Source organism: Pseudomonas sp. NFACC04-2 (assembly GCF_900119265.1).
Classification (GTDB): Bacteria; Pseudomonadota; Gammaproteobacteria; order Pseudomonadales; family Pseudomonadaceae; genus Aquipseudomonas; species Aquipseudomonas fluorescens_AA.
Genome location: NZ_FPJC01000002.1, coordinates 448915 through 464502 on the forward strand (window position 1 = coordinate 448915; position 15588 = coordinate 464502).

Below are 15588 nucleotides of genomic sequence, written 5' to 3' on the forward strand. Positions count from 1 at the left end.
GATGTTCTCGCTCCCCCACCGCTCGCCCCGGGATTTACCGTTCGTTCGCGAGCACACGGCCTTGCTGCTGGTAGACATGCAACGCGCCTGGCTGGAACCGCAATTCGATGCTCACCTGCACAGCTCCGAGGCCGAGTATTTCCTCCAGCGGGCCCGCCAGCAGGTCATACCCAACCAGCAGCGCTTGCTTGATGCGATGCGAGACGCGGGGCACAACGTATTGCACACCCACATCGAAAGCCTCACCGCCGATGGCCGCGACCGCTCCCTGGATCACAAGCTGTCGGACATGCACCTGCCCAAGGGCAGCCCCGAGGCGCAGATCATTGCCGAACTGGCGCCGGGGGAAAACGAAATCGTGCTGCCCAAGACCTCCTCCGGGGTGTTCAATTCCACCAACATCGATTACGTGCTGCGCAACCTACAGACCCGGCACCTGATCGTCGCCGGAATCGTCACCGACCAGTGCGTCGACATGGCCGTGCGTGACGCCGCCGACCGCGGCTACCTGGTCACGCTGGTGGAAGATGCCTGTGCGACCTACACCGAACAACGGCACCTGGCGTGCCTGAACGCGATCAAGGGCTATTGCTGGATCACCGACACCGACACCGTACTCGCTCGTTTGCAGGAGATGCAGCCATGAGCCGTCTCGATGCCGCTGCCCTCCTCGCGCCGCTGCCGGTCACGACCCTGGTGACCACCGACCTGATCGGCGTGACCCGCGGGCGCTCGTTTCCCAGCGATGAGTTGCCCCACTACATCACCGCCGGGTGCGGCTGGGTGCCGGCCAACAGCGCGTTGACGCCCCAGGATGTCATCGCCTCGACCAACCCCTGGGGCGCCTATGGTGACCTGCGACTGGTCCCGGACCTGTCCAGTCGGGTGACCGTCAACAATGGCCCCGACACCCAGGCGTCTGCCCTGGACTTCATCCATTGCAATATTCGGGAGACCGACGGCCGGCCCTGGAGCGCCTGCCCGCGCACGCTGCTGCAGGACGAAGTGGAGCGTTATCGCAGCGAACTGGGCCTGCAGATTTTCGCCGCGTTCGAGCATGAACTCAACCTGGTTGCCACGCCTGCGCAGCCTGATCGCCTGGCCTTCAGCCTCCAGGCCCAGCGCCAGCAGGCCGGGTTCGCCGGGTGGCTGCTCAGTGCCCTGCGGGCTGGCGGCGTCGAACCGGAAATGTTCCTGCCGGAATACGGCAAGCAGCAATACGAGATCACCTGCCGCCCGACCCTGGGCGTGGCCGCTGCCGATCGGGCAGTGAACGTACGGGAAATCACCCGCGAGATCGCCCGGCAGATGGGCCTGGACGTGAGCTTCGCCCCCAAGACCTCGGAAAATGCCGTGTGCAACGGCGTGCATCTGCATCTGAGCCTGCAAGACCTGAGCGCAGACCCGGTACTGCATGACGCCGCCAGCAGCAATGGCTTGTCCAGCCTCGGCCAGCATTGGGCCGCGGGTGTGCTGCATTATCTGCCGGCGCTGTGCGCGCTGACCGCGCCGACGCCGTTGTCCTACGAGCGCCTGCAACCTCATCATTGGAGCGCATCCTATGCGTGCCTGGGACAGCGCAACCGCGAAGCGGCGCTGCGCATCTGTCCGACCGTGAGCCTGGGTGACAAGCCGCTGGCGAACCAGTACAACCTGGAGTTTCGCGCCATGGACGCCACCGCCTCACCGCACCTGGCGATGGCCGCGCTGTTGATTGCCGGGCGACTGGGCATCCAGCACCGATGGGCATTGAACGCTGTCACCGATGAAATACCCGATGAGCTGGATGAAACACAACGTCGCGCCCGTGGCATTATCGCCCTGCCGACAACCCTGGCCCAGGCACTGGACTGCCTGCGCCACAGCGGGGCGCTGCTCGAGGCCCTGCCCGGCCCGCTGGTCGAAACCTATTTCGCCTTGAAGGCCCAGGAGTTGGCCTTGACTCAGGCGCTTTCACCTGCCGAACGTTGCGAGCACTATGCACGAATCTATTGAATGTGCTGAATCGGGCCTCTACACCAGGCCGGCCTATCGACTGACCCGGGAGGAGTCCGACCACCCGGTGCTGCTGGTGTGTGAACACGCCAGCCGTTTCATTCCCGTGGCGCTGAATGACCTGGGCCTGGATGAAACCGCGTCCCAGGAACACATCGCCTGGGACATCGGTGCCCTGCTCCTGGCCGAACGCCTGTCCGAAACCCTCGGCGCGACCTTGCTGTCGGCCAATTACTCACGGCTGTTGATCGACCTCAACCGCCCGCTGCACGTACCGGACAGCATTCCGGCCCAGAGCGAGATCTACCAGGTCCCGGGCAACCACGACCTGGACGAAGCCACGCGCGAATATCGCCAGCAGTGCCTGTTTCATCCTTTCCATGATCGCTTGCGGGCGCTGATCGACCGCCGCCTGGCCGCCAATCGGCCGGTGCGCGTGGTGGGCATCCACAGTTTCACCCCGGTGTTCTATGGCCAGCCACGCGCCTTGGAGGCCGGCGTGCTGTTCGGCGAAGCCAAGGAATACGCCCAGCGCATCGTCGACGGACTGAGCCGGCATTCGCTGCGGGCAGCGGGCAACCAGCCCTACAAGATCAACCCCCTGACCGACATGACGGTCCCGGTGCACGGCGATGGCCGCGGCCTGGATTCGGTGCTGATCGAAGTGCGCAACGACCAGCTGCGCAGCCCCGAAGGGGTACGGACCTGGAGCGCCTACCTGGCGCCCTTGCTGTAGCGGCAGCGGCAGCGGCAGCGGCAGCGGCAGCGGCAGCGGCAAGTTTCCAGCGACAGACAGCAAGCAAGCGCAACCCACACAGCTGAAAAGGAAAACGGCTCATGAGCATTGAGGCATTTGGCTACAAACAGGAATTGAAACGCGGCCTGTCGCTGACAGACCTGGTGGTATACGGGATGATTTTCATGATCCCCATCGCACCGTTCGGCGTGTTTGGCTACGTCAACGCCGAGGCACCGGGGATGGTGCCGCTGGCGTACATCATCGGCATGGTGGCGATGCTGTTTACCGCCTTGAGCTACGGCAGCATGGCCCGGGCCTTTCCGGTGGCGGGTTCGGTCTATTCCTACGCGCAACGAGGCCTTAACCCACACGTCGGGTTCATCGCTGGCTGGCTGATGCTGCTGGACTACCTGCTGATCCCGCCGCTGCTCTATGTGTACGCCGCCATGGCGCTGAACCATTTGTTCCCGGACATTCCCAAGGTCGGTTTCATCCTGGCATTCCTGGTGAGCGCGACCTTCGTCAACCTGCGGGGTATCACGTTCACTGCACGGATGAATATCATTTTCCTGCTGGCACAGTTGGTGGTGCTGGGGATTTTCCTGTTCTACGCCTGGACTGCCCTGCACGGCGGGGCCGGTCACGGCCAACTGACCCTGGCGCCGCTGTACAGCCCGGAACACTTCAACTTCGCCCTGTTGATGCAAGCCGTGTCCATCGCAGTCCTGTCGTTCCTGGGCTTCGACGCCATTTCCACCCTGGCAGAAGAAATCAAGGGCGACCCGGGCCGCAGCGTCGGCAAGGCTGCCTTGGTGACCTTGCTGGTGATGGGGGCGATTTTCGTGGTGCAGACCTGGATCGCCACCGATCTGGCGGCCGGCATGGGCTTCAAATCCGCCGATACCGCCTTCTATGAAATCGCCGAATTGGCGGCCGGCAGTTGGCTGGCCACCTTGACCGCGGTGGCCACCGCCCTGGCCTGGGGCGTAGCGGTGGCGATCACCTCCCAGGCAGCGGTGTCGCGCCTGTTGTTCGGCATGGCCCGGGACGGCCAGTTGCCCAAGGTGCTGGCCAAGGTCCATCCGAAACACAACACCCCCTACATGAGCATCTACCTGGTGGCGGTGCTGTCGTTGCTGATCTGCTATCTATTCATCAACGCCGTGGACACCCTGACCTCCCTGGTCAACTTCGGCGCCCTGAGCGGCTTCATGTTGCTGCACATCACGGTCATCAACCATTACTGGCGCCGCCAGCGGTCCGGCCAATTGATTCGTCACTTGATCTGCCCGCTGGTGGGCTTCGTGATCGTCGCGGCCATCATGTACAACATGGGCGTGGCCGCGCAGAAACTCGGCCTGATCTGGATCGCCGCGGGTGTGGTCTATCTGTGCTTGCTCAACAAATTCGGCAGTCGTACCGCCCTGCCCGATCCGGCGGGTCAATGAGAAGCGGCGGTCGAAGGGTTCGGCCAGCCGTGGCTGTAACGCGTGGACATCGACAGTGATCGTCAAGCCCGGTGCCGGTTACCGGGCTCTCTGGGAACAGGAGTGCAATCCATGCTGGCCTTACGTCCAGTTCAAATAGCCGATCTGCCGCAACTGCAACAATTGGCCCGTGACAGCCTGGTGGGCGTCACGTCGCTGCCGGACGATACCCGGCGGCTGGAGGAAAAAATCCTCGATTCATGCGCCTCGTTCGCAGCCGATGCGCAAGGGCCGGGGGCAGAGAATTACTTTTTCGTCTTGCAGGACATGGAATCCGGGCGCCTGGTCGGTTGTTCGGAAATCCTCTCCAGCACCGGTTGCAACGAACCGTTCTACAGCCTGCGCAACCGGCCGTTTTCCAGCGAATCCCGGGAATTGAACATCCAGCACGGCGTACCCGCGTTGTCACTGTGCCAGGACCTCAACGGGCAAACATTGCTGCGTGGCTTCCACATCGACGCCGAACGGGTGCGCACGCCGGAATCAGAGCTGCTGTCCCGGGCCCGCCTGATGTTCATCGCCGCCCACCCCCAGCGTTTTGCCGAATCGGTCATCACCGAAATCGTCGGTTTCAGCAGCGAAGACGGCCAGTCACCCTTCTGGGACGCCATCGGCCAGCATTTCTTCGACCTGCCCTACGTCGAAGCCGAACGGTTGTGTGGCTTGCAAAGCCGGACCTTTCTCGCCGAGCTGATGCCGCAGTACCCGATCTATGTGCCCATGCTGCCGCCCGCAGCCCAGGCCTGCATCGGCCGGGTGCATCCCGACGGCCAGGAAGCCTTCGACATCCTCGAGCGCGAAGGTTTCGAGACCAATAGCTACGTCGACATCTTCGACGGCGGGCCGACCTTGCATGCCCGTATCGCCAATATCCGCTCCATCACCCAGAGTCGCACCACTACGGCCAGGCAGAGCCCGCAGATTGACGCACGGGGCCTGTACCTGGTGAGCAACGAGCGCCTTGGCAACTACCGGGCCATCGTCGCCGAGCTGGACGTCGGTGCCGACGGCCCTGTGGACCTGTCGCCCGCCATGCTGACGGCCCTGGACATTCAGGATGGCGCGCGGATCCGGGTGATTGCCCTATGAACCTCACTCGATTCCATGGCCTGCACCGACGTTTGGACCGACACAATGAAGGAGCTGCATCATGATTGTCCGTCCGGTGGCCATCACCGATCTGCCTGCCTTGCTGGACCTGGCCCGTTGCGCGGGCCCGGGGTTCACCAGCCTGCCGGCCAACGAAGAGCGTCTGGCCCACCGCATTCGCTGGGCCCAGCGGACCTTCGCCGGCCAAGTCGAACGTGCCGACGCTGACTACCTGTTCGTGCTCGAAGACGATGATCGGCAGGTGGTGGGCATCAGCGCCCTGACCGGGGCGGTGGGACTGCGTGAGCCCTGGTACAACTATCGGGTCGGGGTCACGGTCAGCTCGGCGCCGGAGTTAGGAATCCAGCGGCAGATCCCGACGCTGTTTCTCAACAACGAGATGTCCGGGCAATCGGAAATCTGCTCGTTGTTCCTGCACCCCGAGCAACGCCACGGGTACAACGGACGCCTGCTGTCCCTGGCGCGCCTGCTGTTCGTGGCCGAGTTTTCCCAGCTGTTCGGCGAAAAACTCATTGCCGAGCTGCGAGGCCATGCCGACGAACAAGGCTGTTCGCCGTTCTGGGACAGCCTGGGACGGCATTTTTTCCAGAAGGATTTCAGCTACGCCGACCAGTTGTCCGGGATGGGCAACAAGTCGTTCATCGCCGAGCTGATGCCACGCCAGCCGCTGTACACCTGCCTGCTCACCGAACAGGCCCAGGCGGTGATCGGCAAGGCTCACCCGAACACCGAACCGGCCCTGAAGATCCTCAGTGCCGAAGGTTTCAGCCATAGGGGCTACATCGACATTTTCGACGGCGGCCCGGTGATCGAAGCGCCGGTGTCGAAAATCCGCAGCGTACGCGACAGCCAGGCGCTGACCCTCGCCATTGGCACCCCGGACGAACGGGCGCCGGTGTGGCTGATCCACAACCGGCGTCTGGAAAACTGCCGCGTCACCAGCGCCCGCGCACACTTGCATGGCCACAGCCTGCTCGTCGATCGCCTCACCGCCAAACGCCTGCAGGTCCAACCGGGTGATACGGTGCGCGCCGTGGCGCTGCTCAGGCAGGGGCAGCAGGCAGTGGCGGCATAGCCTTTCTCGCGCCTCGTACATCGATATCCGATCACCGCCGCCCGGCGGCCGGTCCCATCGCCCTGCCAAAAGCGCAGAAACGTTCATCTATAACCTTGAACCACAGCCACGACTTCGAGATGCATGCCGTTGGCTACAGCGGTGACAGCTATACCACTATCACCCGCGAGATACTCTACGACCTACCGCTGCAAAAGAATAAGAGACCGCGCCAGGGTGAAGAGCGCAGACGGAGCGATACACAAAGGACGCTTTCGCTGGCCGCAGACTTACCGGGTTGACGACCTTTTGCCATGCAGCCAAAGCATCGCCCATACACATTCGTCATCATCTTTACGCTTGCCACGTGATAGCCTTTGGCTCTTTCGGCGTTGACACTTTTGTTCAAGCCTTTCCATTCCATTGGTGGAACTCATATGTCCAGGCTTTCCCATCAAGATTTGCGTCGTAACTTTCGTCAACTGCTGGCTTCCAAGACCTGCTACCACACCGCCTCGGTGTTTGACCCGATGTCGGCGCGCATCGCCGCCGACTTGGGTTTTGAAGTAGGCATCCTGGGAGGCTCGGTCGCGTCGTTGCAAGTATTGGGCGCGCCGGACTTCGCCCTGATCACCCTCAGCGAATTTGCCGAACAGGCCACCCGTATCGGTCGCGTGGCCCAGTTGCCGGTCATTGCCGATGCCGATCATGGCTACGGCAATGCCCTGAACGTGATGCGCACCATCATCGAACTGGAACGGGCCGGCGTCGCGGCGCTGACCATCGAAGACACCTTGCTGCCGGCCCAGTTCGGACGTAAATCCACCGACCTGATCGGTGTAGCCGAAGGCGTCGGCAAGATTCGGGCAGCGCTGGAGGCACGCGTCGATCCGGAAATGGCGATCATCGCCCGGACCAACGCCGGGATTTTGCCGGTCCAGGAAATCATCAGCCGGACCCAGCAATATGAGCGTGCCGGGGCCGACGGGATTTGCATGGTGGGCGTGCAAGACTTCGATCATCTGGAAAAAATCAGTGAAAACCTGACGGTGCCGTTGATGCTTGTCACCTACGGCAATCCACTGCTGCGCGACGACAAGCGCCTGGCCGACCTGGGCGTACGCGTGACCATCGATGGCCACGGCGCCTACTTCGCCGCGATCAAGGCCACCTATGACAGCCTTCGCGAACAACGGCAGATCTTCACCCAGGCGTCAGACCTCAGCGCCACCGAACTGACCCACACCTACACCCAGCCCGAGGACTACATCCGTTGGGCCGAGGAGTACATGAGCGTCAAGGAATAAGAAGGCTCACTGTCCTGGAAACCGCCATCGCGAGCTCGCTCCCACAGTGGGTTGGCGGTGCGACGTCTATGTGGGAGCGAGCTTGCTCGCGATAGCGGCGGTTCAGCTTGCATGAGTGTTGGATGTGCCAACGCCATCGCGAGCAGGCTCGCTCCCACAGGGGATTTTTGTGAGCGCGATGGCGTTGCCCAGGGTGAAAGAGGCCTCAGCGGCCGCTACGCAACATCTCCTTGGGCACGTACTTGCCGATCTCGAACTTGCCAATGGCGGCGCGGTGGACTTCATCCGGGCCGTCGGCCAGGCGCAGGGTGCGCTGCATGGCGTACATGTAGGCCAGCGGGAAATCGTTGGAAACCCCGGCGCCACCGTGGATCTGGATCGCCCGATCGATGACCTTCAAGGCCACGTTCGGCGCGACCACCTTGATCTGGGCGATTTCACTCTTGGCCACTTTATTGCCGACGGTGTCCATCATATACGCCGCCTTCAACGTCAGCAGGCGCGCCATGTCGATCTCCATCCGCGAGTCGGCGATCTTATCGATGTTACCGCCCAGGCGCGCCAACGGCTGGCCGAAAGCGGTGCGGCTGATGGCACGCTTGCACATCAATTCCAGTGCGCGCTCGGCCATGCCGATGGAACGCATGCAGTGGTGAATCCGGCCTGGGCCGAGTCGACCCTGGGCTATTTCAAAACCGCGGCCTTCGCCCAGCAGGACGTTTTCGTACGGCACCCGCACGTTCTCGAACAGCACTTCGGCATGCCCGTGAGGCGCATCGTCATAGCCAAACACCGGCAACGGACGGACGATCTTGACCCCGGGGGTGTCCACTGGAACCAGGATCATCGAATGCTGGGCATGGCGCGGCGCATCGGGGTTGCTCAGGCCCATGAAGATCAGGATCTTGCAGCGCGGGTCGCAGGCGCCCGAGGTCCACCATTTCTTGCCGTTGATCACCCACTGGTCGCCGTCACGCTCGGCGCGGGCAGCCATGTTGGTGGCGTCCGAAGAGGCCACGTCCGGCTCGGTCATGGCAAAGGCCGAACGAATCTCGCCACGCAACAGCGGCTCGAGCCAGCGTTGCTTCTGTTCTTCGTTGGCGTAGCGCACCAGCACTTCCATGTTACCGGTGTCCGGCGCCGAGCAGTTGAACGGCTCCGGCCCCAGCAGCGAGCGCCCCATGATCTCTGCAAGCGGCGCATATTCCAGATTGGTCAGGCCGGCGCCCAGCTCGGATTCCGGCAGAAACAGGTTCCACAGGCCTTCTGCCTTGGCCTTGGCCTTGAGCTCTTCCATGATGGCCGTGGGTTGCCAGCGGTCGCCCTCGGCCACTTGTCGTTCGAACACCGCTTCGGCCGGGTAGACGTAGGCGTCCATGAACGCCGTGACGCGTTCACGCAGTTCCTGAACCTTGGGGGAATAGGCAAAATCCATGAGCAGCACCTTCTTGGCAGAGGTTGTTTTAGGTCATGAAATCGATGCTAGTTCAGCTACGAAAATTTACCTAACCTATTCTCGGCGTGTATTAACATTCATCACCGATATATGTTTCACTGATTCGCATCGCCACCCGGCACCTCACAACAAGCCCAAGAACAAGAGTGCAGCGCCATGAATCTGAGCAAGGTCGACCTCAACCTTTTCATTGTCTTCGATGCGATCTACACCGAAGCCAACCTGACCCGCGCCGGGCAGATCGTCGGCATCACTCAGCCAGCCGTGTCCAATGCCCTGGCGCGTCTGCGCGAGACCTTCAACGACCCGCTCTTCGTGCGCACCGCCCAAGGGATGGTGCCGACGCCGATGGCCCAGAACATCATCGGCCCGGTGCGCAATGCCTTATCGTTGCTGCGGGTGTCGGTACAGGAAAGCCGGATCTTCAACCCGCTGCAGGCCGTCAAGACCTACCGCATCAGCATGACCGACCTCACCGAAGGCGTGATCCTGCCGCTGCTGTTCCAGCGCTTGCGCCGACTGGCGCCAACCGTGGCGATCGAGAGCTTCCTGTCCAAGCGTCGTGAAACCACCAAGGAACTGGCCGCAGGCCGCCTTGACTTCGCCGTGGACGCGCCGCTCAACACCGACCCACAGGTGCGCCACGTCAAGTTGATGGAAGATCGCTACGTGTGCGCCATGCGCAAGGGCCATCCGCTGGCGGGCAAGGAAAAGATCAACCTCGATGATTACCTGGCCCAGACCCACGTGCACATTTCCAGCCGCCGCAACGGGCTGGGTTACGTCGACCTGGCCCTTGGCAAGATGGGCATCCAGCGCAAGATCGCCCTGCGTTCCCAGCATTACCTGATGGCCTCCCAGGTGCTGCAGCAGACCGACATGGTCATGACCGTCCCCGAGCGCTTTGCACGGCGTCACGATTTGCATGCCTTCCTGCTCCCGGTCAACGACGTGCCGCCGGTGGAGACCCATCTCTACTGGCACGAAAGCACCGACCAGGACCCGGCCAACCGCTGGATGCGCGAGCAGATGATCGAGCTGTGCCAACAGGTGACGGCCCATGAGAAGAAGCTCGATCAGGTTTAAAACATCAGAACTGTGGGAGCGAGCTTGCTCGCGATAGCGGTAGACCTGCCAATATCAATGGCGACTGGTCCGACGCCATCGCGAGCAAGCTCGCTCCCACAGGTTTTGTGTGCGGAACCCCATTGCTTGACGCGAACGTCAACCTGCCTTTAGCTTAGCGCCAGCCCCTTTCGTTTCGAGCGCTTCCATGAGCAGCCAGACCTACAGCATCTCCGACCTCGCCCGCGAATTGGACATCACCACCCGGGCCATCCGTTTCTATGAAGAACAAGGCCTGTTGAGCCCTGAGCGACGGGGCCAGGAGCGCATTTATTCGCCGCGGGACAAGGTCAGCCTGAAGCTGATCCTGCGCGGCAAGCGCATTGGCTTTTCCCTGGCCGAGTGCCGCGAGTTGATCGAACTCTATGACCCCTCTAGCGGCAACCAAAAACAGCTGCACAGCATGCTGGCGAAAATCGCCGAGCGCCGGGAACAGCTCGAACAGCAATTGCTGGACATCGAACAGATGAAGCTGGAACTCGACACCGCCGAAGAACGCTGTATCCAGGCGTTGGAGCAGACGATCGAGGGCGAGGAAATCGTCCAGTAACACTCTCCCTGTGGGAGCGAGCTTGCTCGCGATGGCGGCACATTCAACATCAATGCAAGCTGATCCACCGCTATCGCGAGCAAGCTCGCTCCCACAGTGGGTTCATCATCGCGTTCGACATATTGGCAACTCACTACAGGTCAATCCCCATGTCCCTCCCCTCCTTTGTACGCTTGATCGAAGTCGGCCCCCGCGACGGACTGCAGAACGAAGCACAACCCATCAGCGTCGCCGACAAGGTGCGCCTGGTGGATGCCCTGAGCGCCGCCGGCCTGGGTTATATCGAGGTCGGCAGTTTTGTCTCGCCCAAGTGGGTGCCGCAAATGGCCGGGTCCGCCGAGGTGTTCGCGCAGATCCAGCGCAAGCCCGGTGTGACCTATGGCGCCCTGGCGCCGAACCTGCGGGGGTTTGAAGATGCACTGGCGGCGGGCGTGAAAGAGGTGGCGGTATTCGCCGCCGCGTCCGAAGCGTTTTCCCAGCGCAACATCAACTGCTCCATCAAGGAAAGCCTGGAGCGCTTCGCGCCGATCATGGAGGCCGCAAAACAGCACGGTGTCAGTGTGCGCGGCTACGTGTCCTGCGTGCTGGGTTGCCCCTATGAAGGGGCGGTCAAGCCTGAGCAGGTGGCGTGGGTCGCCCGGGAGCTGTATGCGATGGGCTGCTACGAGGTATCCCTGGGCGACACCATCGGCACAGGTACCGCTGGCGCCACACGCAGGCTATTCGAAGTGGTCGGCGCCGAGGTACCCCGGGACAAACTCGCTGGACACTTCCACGATACCTACGGCCAGGCCATGGCCAATGTCTACGCCAGCCTGCTGGAAGGCATCGCGGTGTTCGACAGCTCCATCGCCGGCCTTGGCGGCTGCCCGTACGCCAAGGGCGCCAGCGGTAACGTCGCCACCGAAGACGTGCTGTACCTGCTCGATGGGTTGGGTATCGAAACCGGTGTCGACCTGGACGCACTGATCGCCGCGGGCCGGCAGATTTGTGATGTGCTCGGCCGCCCGAGCGGTTCGCGCGTGGCCAAGGCCCGCAACGCACAGTGAGGTGTTACCGCCGGCTTTGTAGCAGCGGCGAAACGAGTAACACGGAAACAATTTGTCAGGTTTGGTCGGTCATACTTTTTAGCCAAAAATCGCAACTACTTGATTTATATAGATTTTAAAAAGTTGGCACGCCACCTGCTATATCTCTTGCATAACAAGAATAAAAAAACGCAGCAAACCCAATAAAAACAAGACGAAACGACTCTGACATAACAAAAACAACACGGCAGAGACGCAGCTAACAGATTTTTTTGGAGAAGATGTGCTTTTCAGGGTGCTTCCAGGAGCAACCCGCAACCGGGCAGAGAACAATAAAACTACCTTCAGGTAGCTCCCGAATCGGTTGGATCGCCAGGCGAAAAAGCAGATCAGCGCTCAAAAAAATACGTTTGCTCTTGATCCCGGATGGGGATCGCCAAAAACAGCGGTAAAGGGCCACGGCTACCAAAAACAACAACAGGCCGCCCCTCAATAATAAAAAAAGAGCACGCGACGACAAAATTAAAGGGGAGCTTCGGCTCCCCTTTGTGCTTTCTGCCGTTTGAATTTTTCTTGTGGGAGCGGGCTTGCTCGCGAAAGCGGTGTGCCACGCAACATAAATGTTGACCATGCCGCCGTCTTCGCGAGCAAGCCCGCTCCCACAGATGTGCCTCAGCCGTCGCTATCGCGCAGTTCTTCGATGCTGATCTCGCGCATACGGAATTTCTGGACCTTGCCGGTGACGGTCATGGGGAATTCTTCGACGAATTTGAAATGACGCGGCGTCTTGAAGTGGGCGATGCGCTCCTTGCACCAGGCTTGCAGCTCTTGCTCGGTGGCGCTGTGACCAGGATGGAACTTGATCCACGCCACGATTTCTTCGCCATAGCGTGAACACGGGATGCCGATCACTTGCACATCTGCCACCGCCGGATGGGTGAAGAAGAACTCCTCCAGCTCACGCGGGTAAATATTCTCCCCGCCACGGATGATCATGTCCTTGTTACGCCCGACGATGCAGACGTAGCCCTGCTCATCCATGGTCGCCAAGTCGCCGGTGTGCATCCAGCCATCCGGGTCGATGGCATCGGCGGTGCCCTTGGGGTTGTTCCAGTAGCCGAGCATCACGCTGTAGCCACGGGTACATAATTCGCCGACAGCGCCACGCGGAACGAGATTGCCCGCCTCATCGATAATCTTGCTTTCCAGTTGCGGCTGGGTGCGGCCGACGGTGGTTACACGCAGTTCCAGTTCGTCTGAAGGCCCGGTCTGCAACGACACCGGGCTGGTTTCCGTCATGCCGTAGGCAATCTGCACTTCGGCCATGTGCATTTCGTTGATGACCCGTCGCATCACTTCGATGGGACAGGTGGCCCCGGCCATGATGCCGGTGCGCAGGCTGGACAGGTCGTATTCGCCCCGCTGCGGCTGGTCCAGCAGGGCAATGAACATCGTGGGCACGCCATACAACGCAGTGGCTTTTTCCTCGGCCACGGCCCTGAGCGTCAGCAACGGGTCGAAGGCATCATTGGGGTAGATCATGGTGCTGCCATGGGTCATGCAGCCCAGGTTACCCATGACCATGCCGAAGCAATGGTAGAGCGGCACCGGGATCACCAGCCGGTCACCAGCCGTCAGGCCCAGGCTTTCGCCAACCATGTACCCGTTGTTGAGAATGTTGTGATGGCTGAGGGTTGCGCCTTTGGGAAAGCCCGTGGTGCCGGAGGTGTACTGGATATTCACCGGCTGATCGAACCGCAGGCTGGATTGGCGCTCGGCCAGTTGTCCAGGCGTCACCGCCGCGCCCAGGGCGGCCAGTTGCGACCAGGGCAGGAAGCCTGACGGAGGCTGGGAATCGAGGCTGATCACACCGCGCAACTCCGGCAGGCGCTCGCTCTGCATCTGGCCGATCGGTTGCTCTGCCAGCTCCGGCACCAGCGCTTGCAGCATGGCGTGATAATCCGAGGTCTTGAACGCGCCGGCGCACACCAACCATTGGCATCCGGATTGTTTGAGCACGTATTCGAGTTCGGAAACGCGATAGGCCGGATTGATGTTGACCAGAATCACACCGAGCTTCGCACTGGCGAACTGGCTGATACACCACTGGGCGCAATTGGGCGCCCACACGCCGAGGCGATCACCGGTTTTCAAGCCCAGGGCCAACAAGGCTCGGGCGTGCAGATCGACAGCCTCGGCCAGTTGTTGCCAGGTATAGCGTAGCGATTGATGACGAACCACCAACGCCTCGCCCACCGGATAACGGGCCACCGTCTGGTCGAAAACCTCGCCGATGGTTTGGGCCAGCAAGGCCTTGGCTGTGGAACCACGGGTATAGCTGAGCTGCGAATGCGAACCGGGTTGATCCATGACGCCCCCTCTTGTCTTTATTAGTGGGTGTAGCGGTAACCTGATGCAACAACATGCCTTGGTGGGCACTTACTCTGGCCCAAGTTGACGTTAACGTAAAGGGCGATTGACAGCGTCTCGCCCCAGGCTTACGTTAACGTAAAGGTGAGAGCCACTCCCCGCTCTCCGCACCCGATAAAAAAGCCAAAGGTGTCCCATGAGCTATCCATCCCTGAACTTTGCCCTCGGCGAAACCATCGACATGTTGCGCGATCAGGTGCAGGCCTTCGTCAAGGCCGAGCTGGCCCCCCGGGCAGCGCAGATCGATATCGACAACCTGTTTCCCGCCGACATGTGGCGCAAGTTCGGTGACATGGGCCTGCTGGGCATCACCGTACCGGAAGAATACGGCGGCGCTGGCCTGGGCTACCTGGCCCACGTGGTGGCGATGGAAGAAATCAGCCGCGGCTCGGCCTCGGTCGCCCTCTCCTACGGTGCCCATTCCAACCTCTGCGTGAACCAGATCAACCGCAACGGCAATCACGAACAGAAAACCAAGTACCTGCCCAAGCTGATCAGCGGCGAACACGTCGGCGCCCTGGCGATGAGCGAACCGAACGCCGGCTCCGACGTGGTTTCGATGAAACTGCGAGCCGACAAGCGTGGCGACCGTTACGTGCTCAACGGCAGCAAGACCTGGATCACCAACGGCCCCGATGCCAACACCTACGTGATCTACGCCAAGACCGACCTGGAAAAGGGTCCCCACGGCATCACCGCTTTCATCGTCGAGCGCGACTGGAAAGGTTTCAGCCGCAGCAACAAATTCGACAAGCTCGGCATGCGCGGTTCCAACACCTGCGAGCTGTTTTTCGATGACGTCGAAGTGCCCGAGGAAAACATCCTCGGCGTGCTCAACGGCGGTGTGAAAGTGCTGATGAGCGGCCTCGACTACGAGCGCGTGGTGCTCTCGGGCGGCCCGACCGGGATCATGCAGGCCTGCATGGACCTGATCGTGCCCTACATCCACGACCGCAAACAGTTCGGCCAGAGCATCGGCGAATTCCAGCTGATCCAGGGCAAGGTCGCCGACATGTACACCCAGCTCAACGCCAGCCGCGCCTACCTGTATGCGGTGGCCCAGGCTTGTGAACGCGGCGAAACCACTCGCAAGGACGCCGCCGGGGTGATTCTCTACAGCGCCGAACGCGCCACGCAAATGGCCCTCGACGCCATCCAGATTCTGGGCGGCAACGGCTACATCAACGAATTCCCGGCTGGACGTCTGCTGCGTGACGCCAAGCTGTACGAAATCGGCGCGGGCACCAGTGAGATTCGCCGGATGTTGATCGGCCGCGAACTGTTCAACGAAACCCGCTAACGGAGCT

Annotated in this window: 14 protein-coding genes and 1 pseudogene; 12 read left to right on the forward strand and 3 right to left on the reverse strand. The window is 61.4% G+C overall.

Translation table 11 applies throughout. The features are described 5' to 3' along the window. The first annotated feature begins 1 nt into the window (after position 1). The 8 genes and pseudogenes from BT125_RS04250 to BT125_RS04285 all read left to right on the forward strand — a co-directional run bounded on the left by BT125_RS04250 (position 2) and on the right by BT125_RS04285 (position 7692). Positions 2–646: a cysteine hydrolase family protein gene (locus BT125_RS04250; RefSeq protein ID WP_072405316.1), complete on the forward strand. Its 645-nt coding sequence runs from the start codon at positions 2–4 to the stop codon at positions 644–646. Then, complete coding sequence (locus BT125_RS04255; RefSeq protein ID WP_072405317.1) at positions 643–1995, forward strand: type I glutamate--ammonia ligase; 1353 nt, start codon at positions 643–645, stop codon at positions 1993–1995. Before BT125_RS04250 ends, BT125_RS04255 begins: the two co-directional genes overlap by 4 nt. After that, positions 1979–2731: an N-formylglutamate amidohydrolase gene (locus BT125_RS04260; RefSeq protein WP_072405318.1), complete on the forward strand. Its 753-nt coding sequence runs from the start codon at positions 1979–1981 to the stop codon at positions 2729–2731. Before BT125_RS04255 ends, BT125_RS04260 begins: the two co-directional genes overlap by 17 nt. 101 nt (positions 2732–2832) lie before the next feature. Next, positions 2833–4182, forward strand: a complete 1350-nt coding sequence (locus BT125_RS04265; RefSeq protein WP_072405319.1) for an APC family permease — start codon at positions 2833–2835, stop codon at positions 4180–4182. A gap of 111 nt (positions 4183–4293) precedes the next feature. Then, positions 4294–5310 carry an arginine N-succinyltransferase gene (locus BT125_RS04270; protein WP_072405320.1) on the forward strand — a complete coding sequence of 339 codons (1017 nt, stop codon included), beginning with the start codon at positions 4294–4296 and terminating at the stop codon, positions 5308–5310. Between the two features lie 61 nt (positions 5311–5371). Further along, positions 5372–6406, forward strand: coding sequence for an arginine N-succinyltransferase (astA, locus tag BT125_RS04275; protein WP_072405321.1), 1035 nt, complete (start codon positions 5372–5374; stop codon positions 6404–6406). Between the two features lie 73 nt (positions 6407–6479). Beyond that, positions 6480–6636 (forward strand): annotated as a pseudogene (locus BT125_RS29630) (transposase); the annotation flags it as partial. 186 nt (positions 6637–6822) lie between these two features. After that, positions 6823–7692 (forward strand): isocitrate lyase/PEP mutase family protein, encoded by an 870-nt coding sequence (locus BT125_RS04285; protein WP_060738292.1) that lies wholly within the window; start codon positions 6823–6825, stop codon positions 7690–7692. 205 nt (positions 7693–7897) lie between these two features. Here the strand turns inward: BT125_RS04285 and BT125_RS04290 are convergent, their stop codons facing one another. Further along, positions 7898–9127, reverse strand: coding sequence for an acyl-CoA dehydrogenase (locus BT125_RS04290; protein WP_072405322.1), 1230 nt, complete (start codon positions 9125–9127; stop codon positions 7898–7900). A 177-nt stretch (positions 9128–9304) separates the two neighbouring features. On the opposite strand from BT125_RS04290, the gene BT125_RS04295 reads away from it, so the two are divergent. From BT125_RS04295 to BT125_RS04305, 3 genes are all read left to right on the forward strand, one after another. Then, entirely contained in the window at positions 9305–10234 is a 930-nt protein-coding gene (locus BT125_RS04295) for a LysR family transcriptional regulator (RefSeq protein WP_072405323.1), read from the forward strand. 187 nt (positions 10235–10421) lie between these two features. Further along, positions 10422–10823: a MerR family transcriptional regulator gene (locus BT125_RS04300; protein WP_072405324.1), complete on the forward strand. Its 402-nt coding sequence runs from the start codon at positions 10422–10424 to the stop codon at positions 10821–10823. A gap of 149 nt (positions 10824–10972) precedes the next feature. After that, positions 10973–11872, forward strand: a complete 900-nt coding sequence (locus tag BT125_RS04305; protein ID WP_072405325.1) for a hydroxymethylglutaryl-CoA lyase — start codon at positions 10973–10975, stop codon at positions 11870–11872. A 238-nt stretch (positions 11873–12110) separates the two neighbouring features. On the opposite strand, the gene BT125_RS28550 is transcribed toward BT125_RS04305, so the two are convergent. Further along, complete coding sequence (locus BT125_RS28550) at positions 12111–12482, reverse strand: hypothetical protein (protein WP_139271674.1); 372 nt, start codon at positions 12480–12482, stop codon at positions 12111–12113. A gap of 41 nt (positions 12483–12523) precedes the next feature. Then, entirely contained in the window at positions 12524–14221 is a 1698-nt protein-coding gene (locus BT125_RS04310) for an AMP-binding protein (RefSeq protein ID WP_072405326.1), read from the reverse strand. A gap of 196 nt (positions 14222–14417) precedes the next feature. On the opposite strand from BT125_RS04310, the gene BT125_RS04315 reads away from it, so the two are divergent. After that, positions 14418–15581, forward strand: coding sequence for an isovaleryl-CoA dehydrogenase (locus tag BT125_RS04315; protein ID WP_072405327.1), 1164 nt, complete (start codon positions 14418–14420; stop codon positions 15579–15581). Positions 15582–15588 lie beyond the last annotated feature (7 nt).

Excerpts from the sequence above, each read along its gene's own strand:
- BT125_RS04250 (WP_072405316.1), top strand. The coding sequence starts at position 2 with ATGTTCTCGCTCCCCCACCGCTCGCCCCGGGATTTACCGTTCGTTCGC.
- BT125_RS04255 (WP_072405317.1), top strand. The coding sequence starts at position 643 with ATGAGCCGTCTCGATGCCGCTGCCCTCCTCGCGCCGCTGCCGGTCACG.
- BT125_RS04260 (WP_072405318.1), top strand. The coding sequence starts at position 1,979 with ATGCACGAATCTATTGAATGTGCTGAATCGGGCCTCTACACCAGGCCG.
- BT125_RS04265 (WP_072405319.1), top strand. The coding sequence starts at position 2,833 with ATGAGCATTGAGGCATTTGGCTACAAACAGGAATTGAAACGCGGCCTG.
- BT125_RS04270 (WP_072405320.1), top strand. The coding sequence starts at position 4,294 with ATGCTGGCCTTACGTCCAGTTCAAATAGCCGATCTGCCGCAACTGCAA.
- astA (WP_072405321.1), top strand. The coding sequence starts at position 5,372 with ATGATTGTCCGTCCGGTGGCCATCACCGATCTGCCTGCCTTGCTGGAC.
- BT125_RS04285 (WP_060738292.1), top strand. The coding sequence starts at position 6,823 with ATGTCCAGGCTTTCCCATCAAGATTTGCGTCGTAACTTTCGTCAACTG.
- BT125_RS04290 (WP_072405322.1), bottom strand. The coding sequence starts at position 9,127 with ATGGATTTTGCCTATTCCCCCAAGGTTCAGGAACTGCGTGAACGCGTC.
- BT125_RS04295 (WP_072405323.1), top strand. The coding sequence starts at position 9,305 with ATGAATCTGAGCAAGGTCGACCTCAACCTTTTCATTGTCTTCGATGCG.
- BT125_RS04300 (WP_072405324.1), top strand. The coding sequence starts at position 10,422 with ATGAGCAGCCAGACCTACAGCATCTCCGACCTCGCCCGCGAATTGGAC.
- BT125_RS04305 (WP_072405325.1), top strand. The coding sequence starts at position 10,973 with ATGTCCCTCCCCTCCTTTGTACGCTTGATCGAAGTCGGCCCCCGCGAC.
- BT125_RS28550 (WP_139271674.1), bottom strand. The coding sequence starts at position 12,482 with ATGGTCAACATTTATGTTGCGTGGCACACCGCTTTCGCGAGCAAGCCC.
- BT125_RS04310 (WP_072405326.1), bottom strand. The coding sequence starts at position 14,221 with ATGGATCAACCCGGTTCGCATTCGCAGCTCAGCTATACCCGTGGTTCC.
- BT125_RS04315 (WP_072405327.1), top strand. The coding sequence starts at position 14,418 with ATGAGCTATCCATCCCTGAACTTTGCCCTCGGCGAAACCATCGACATG.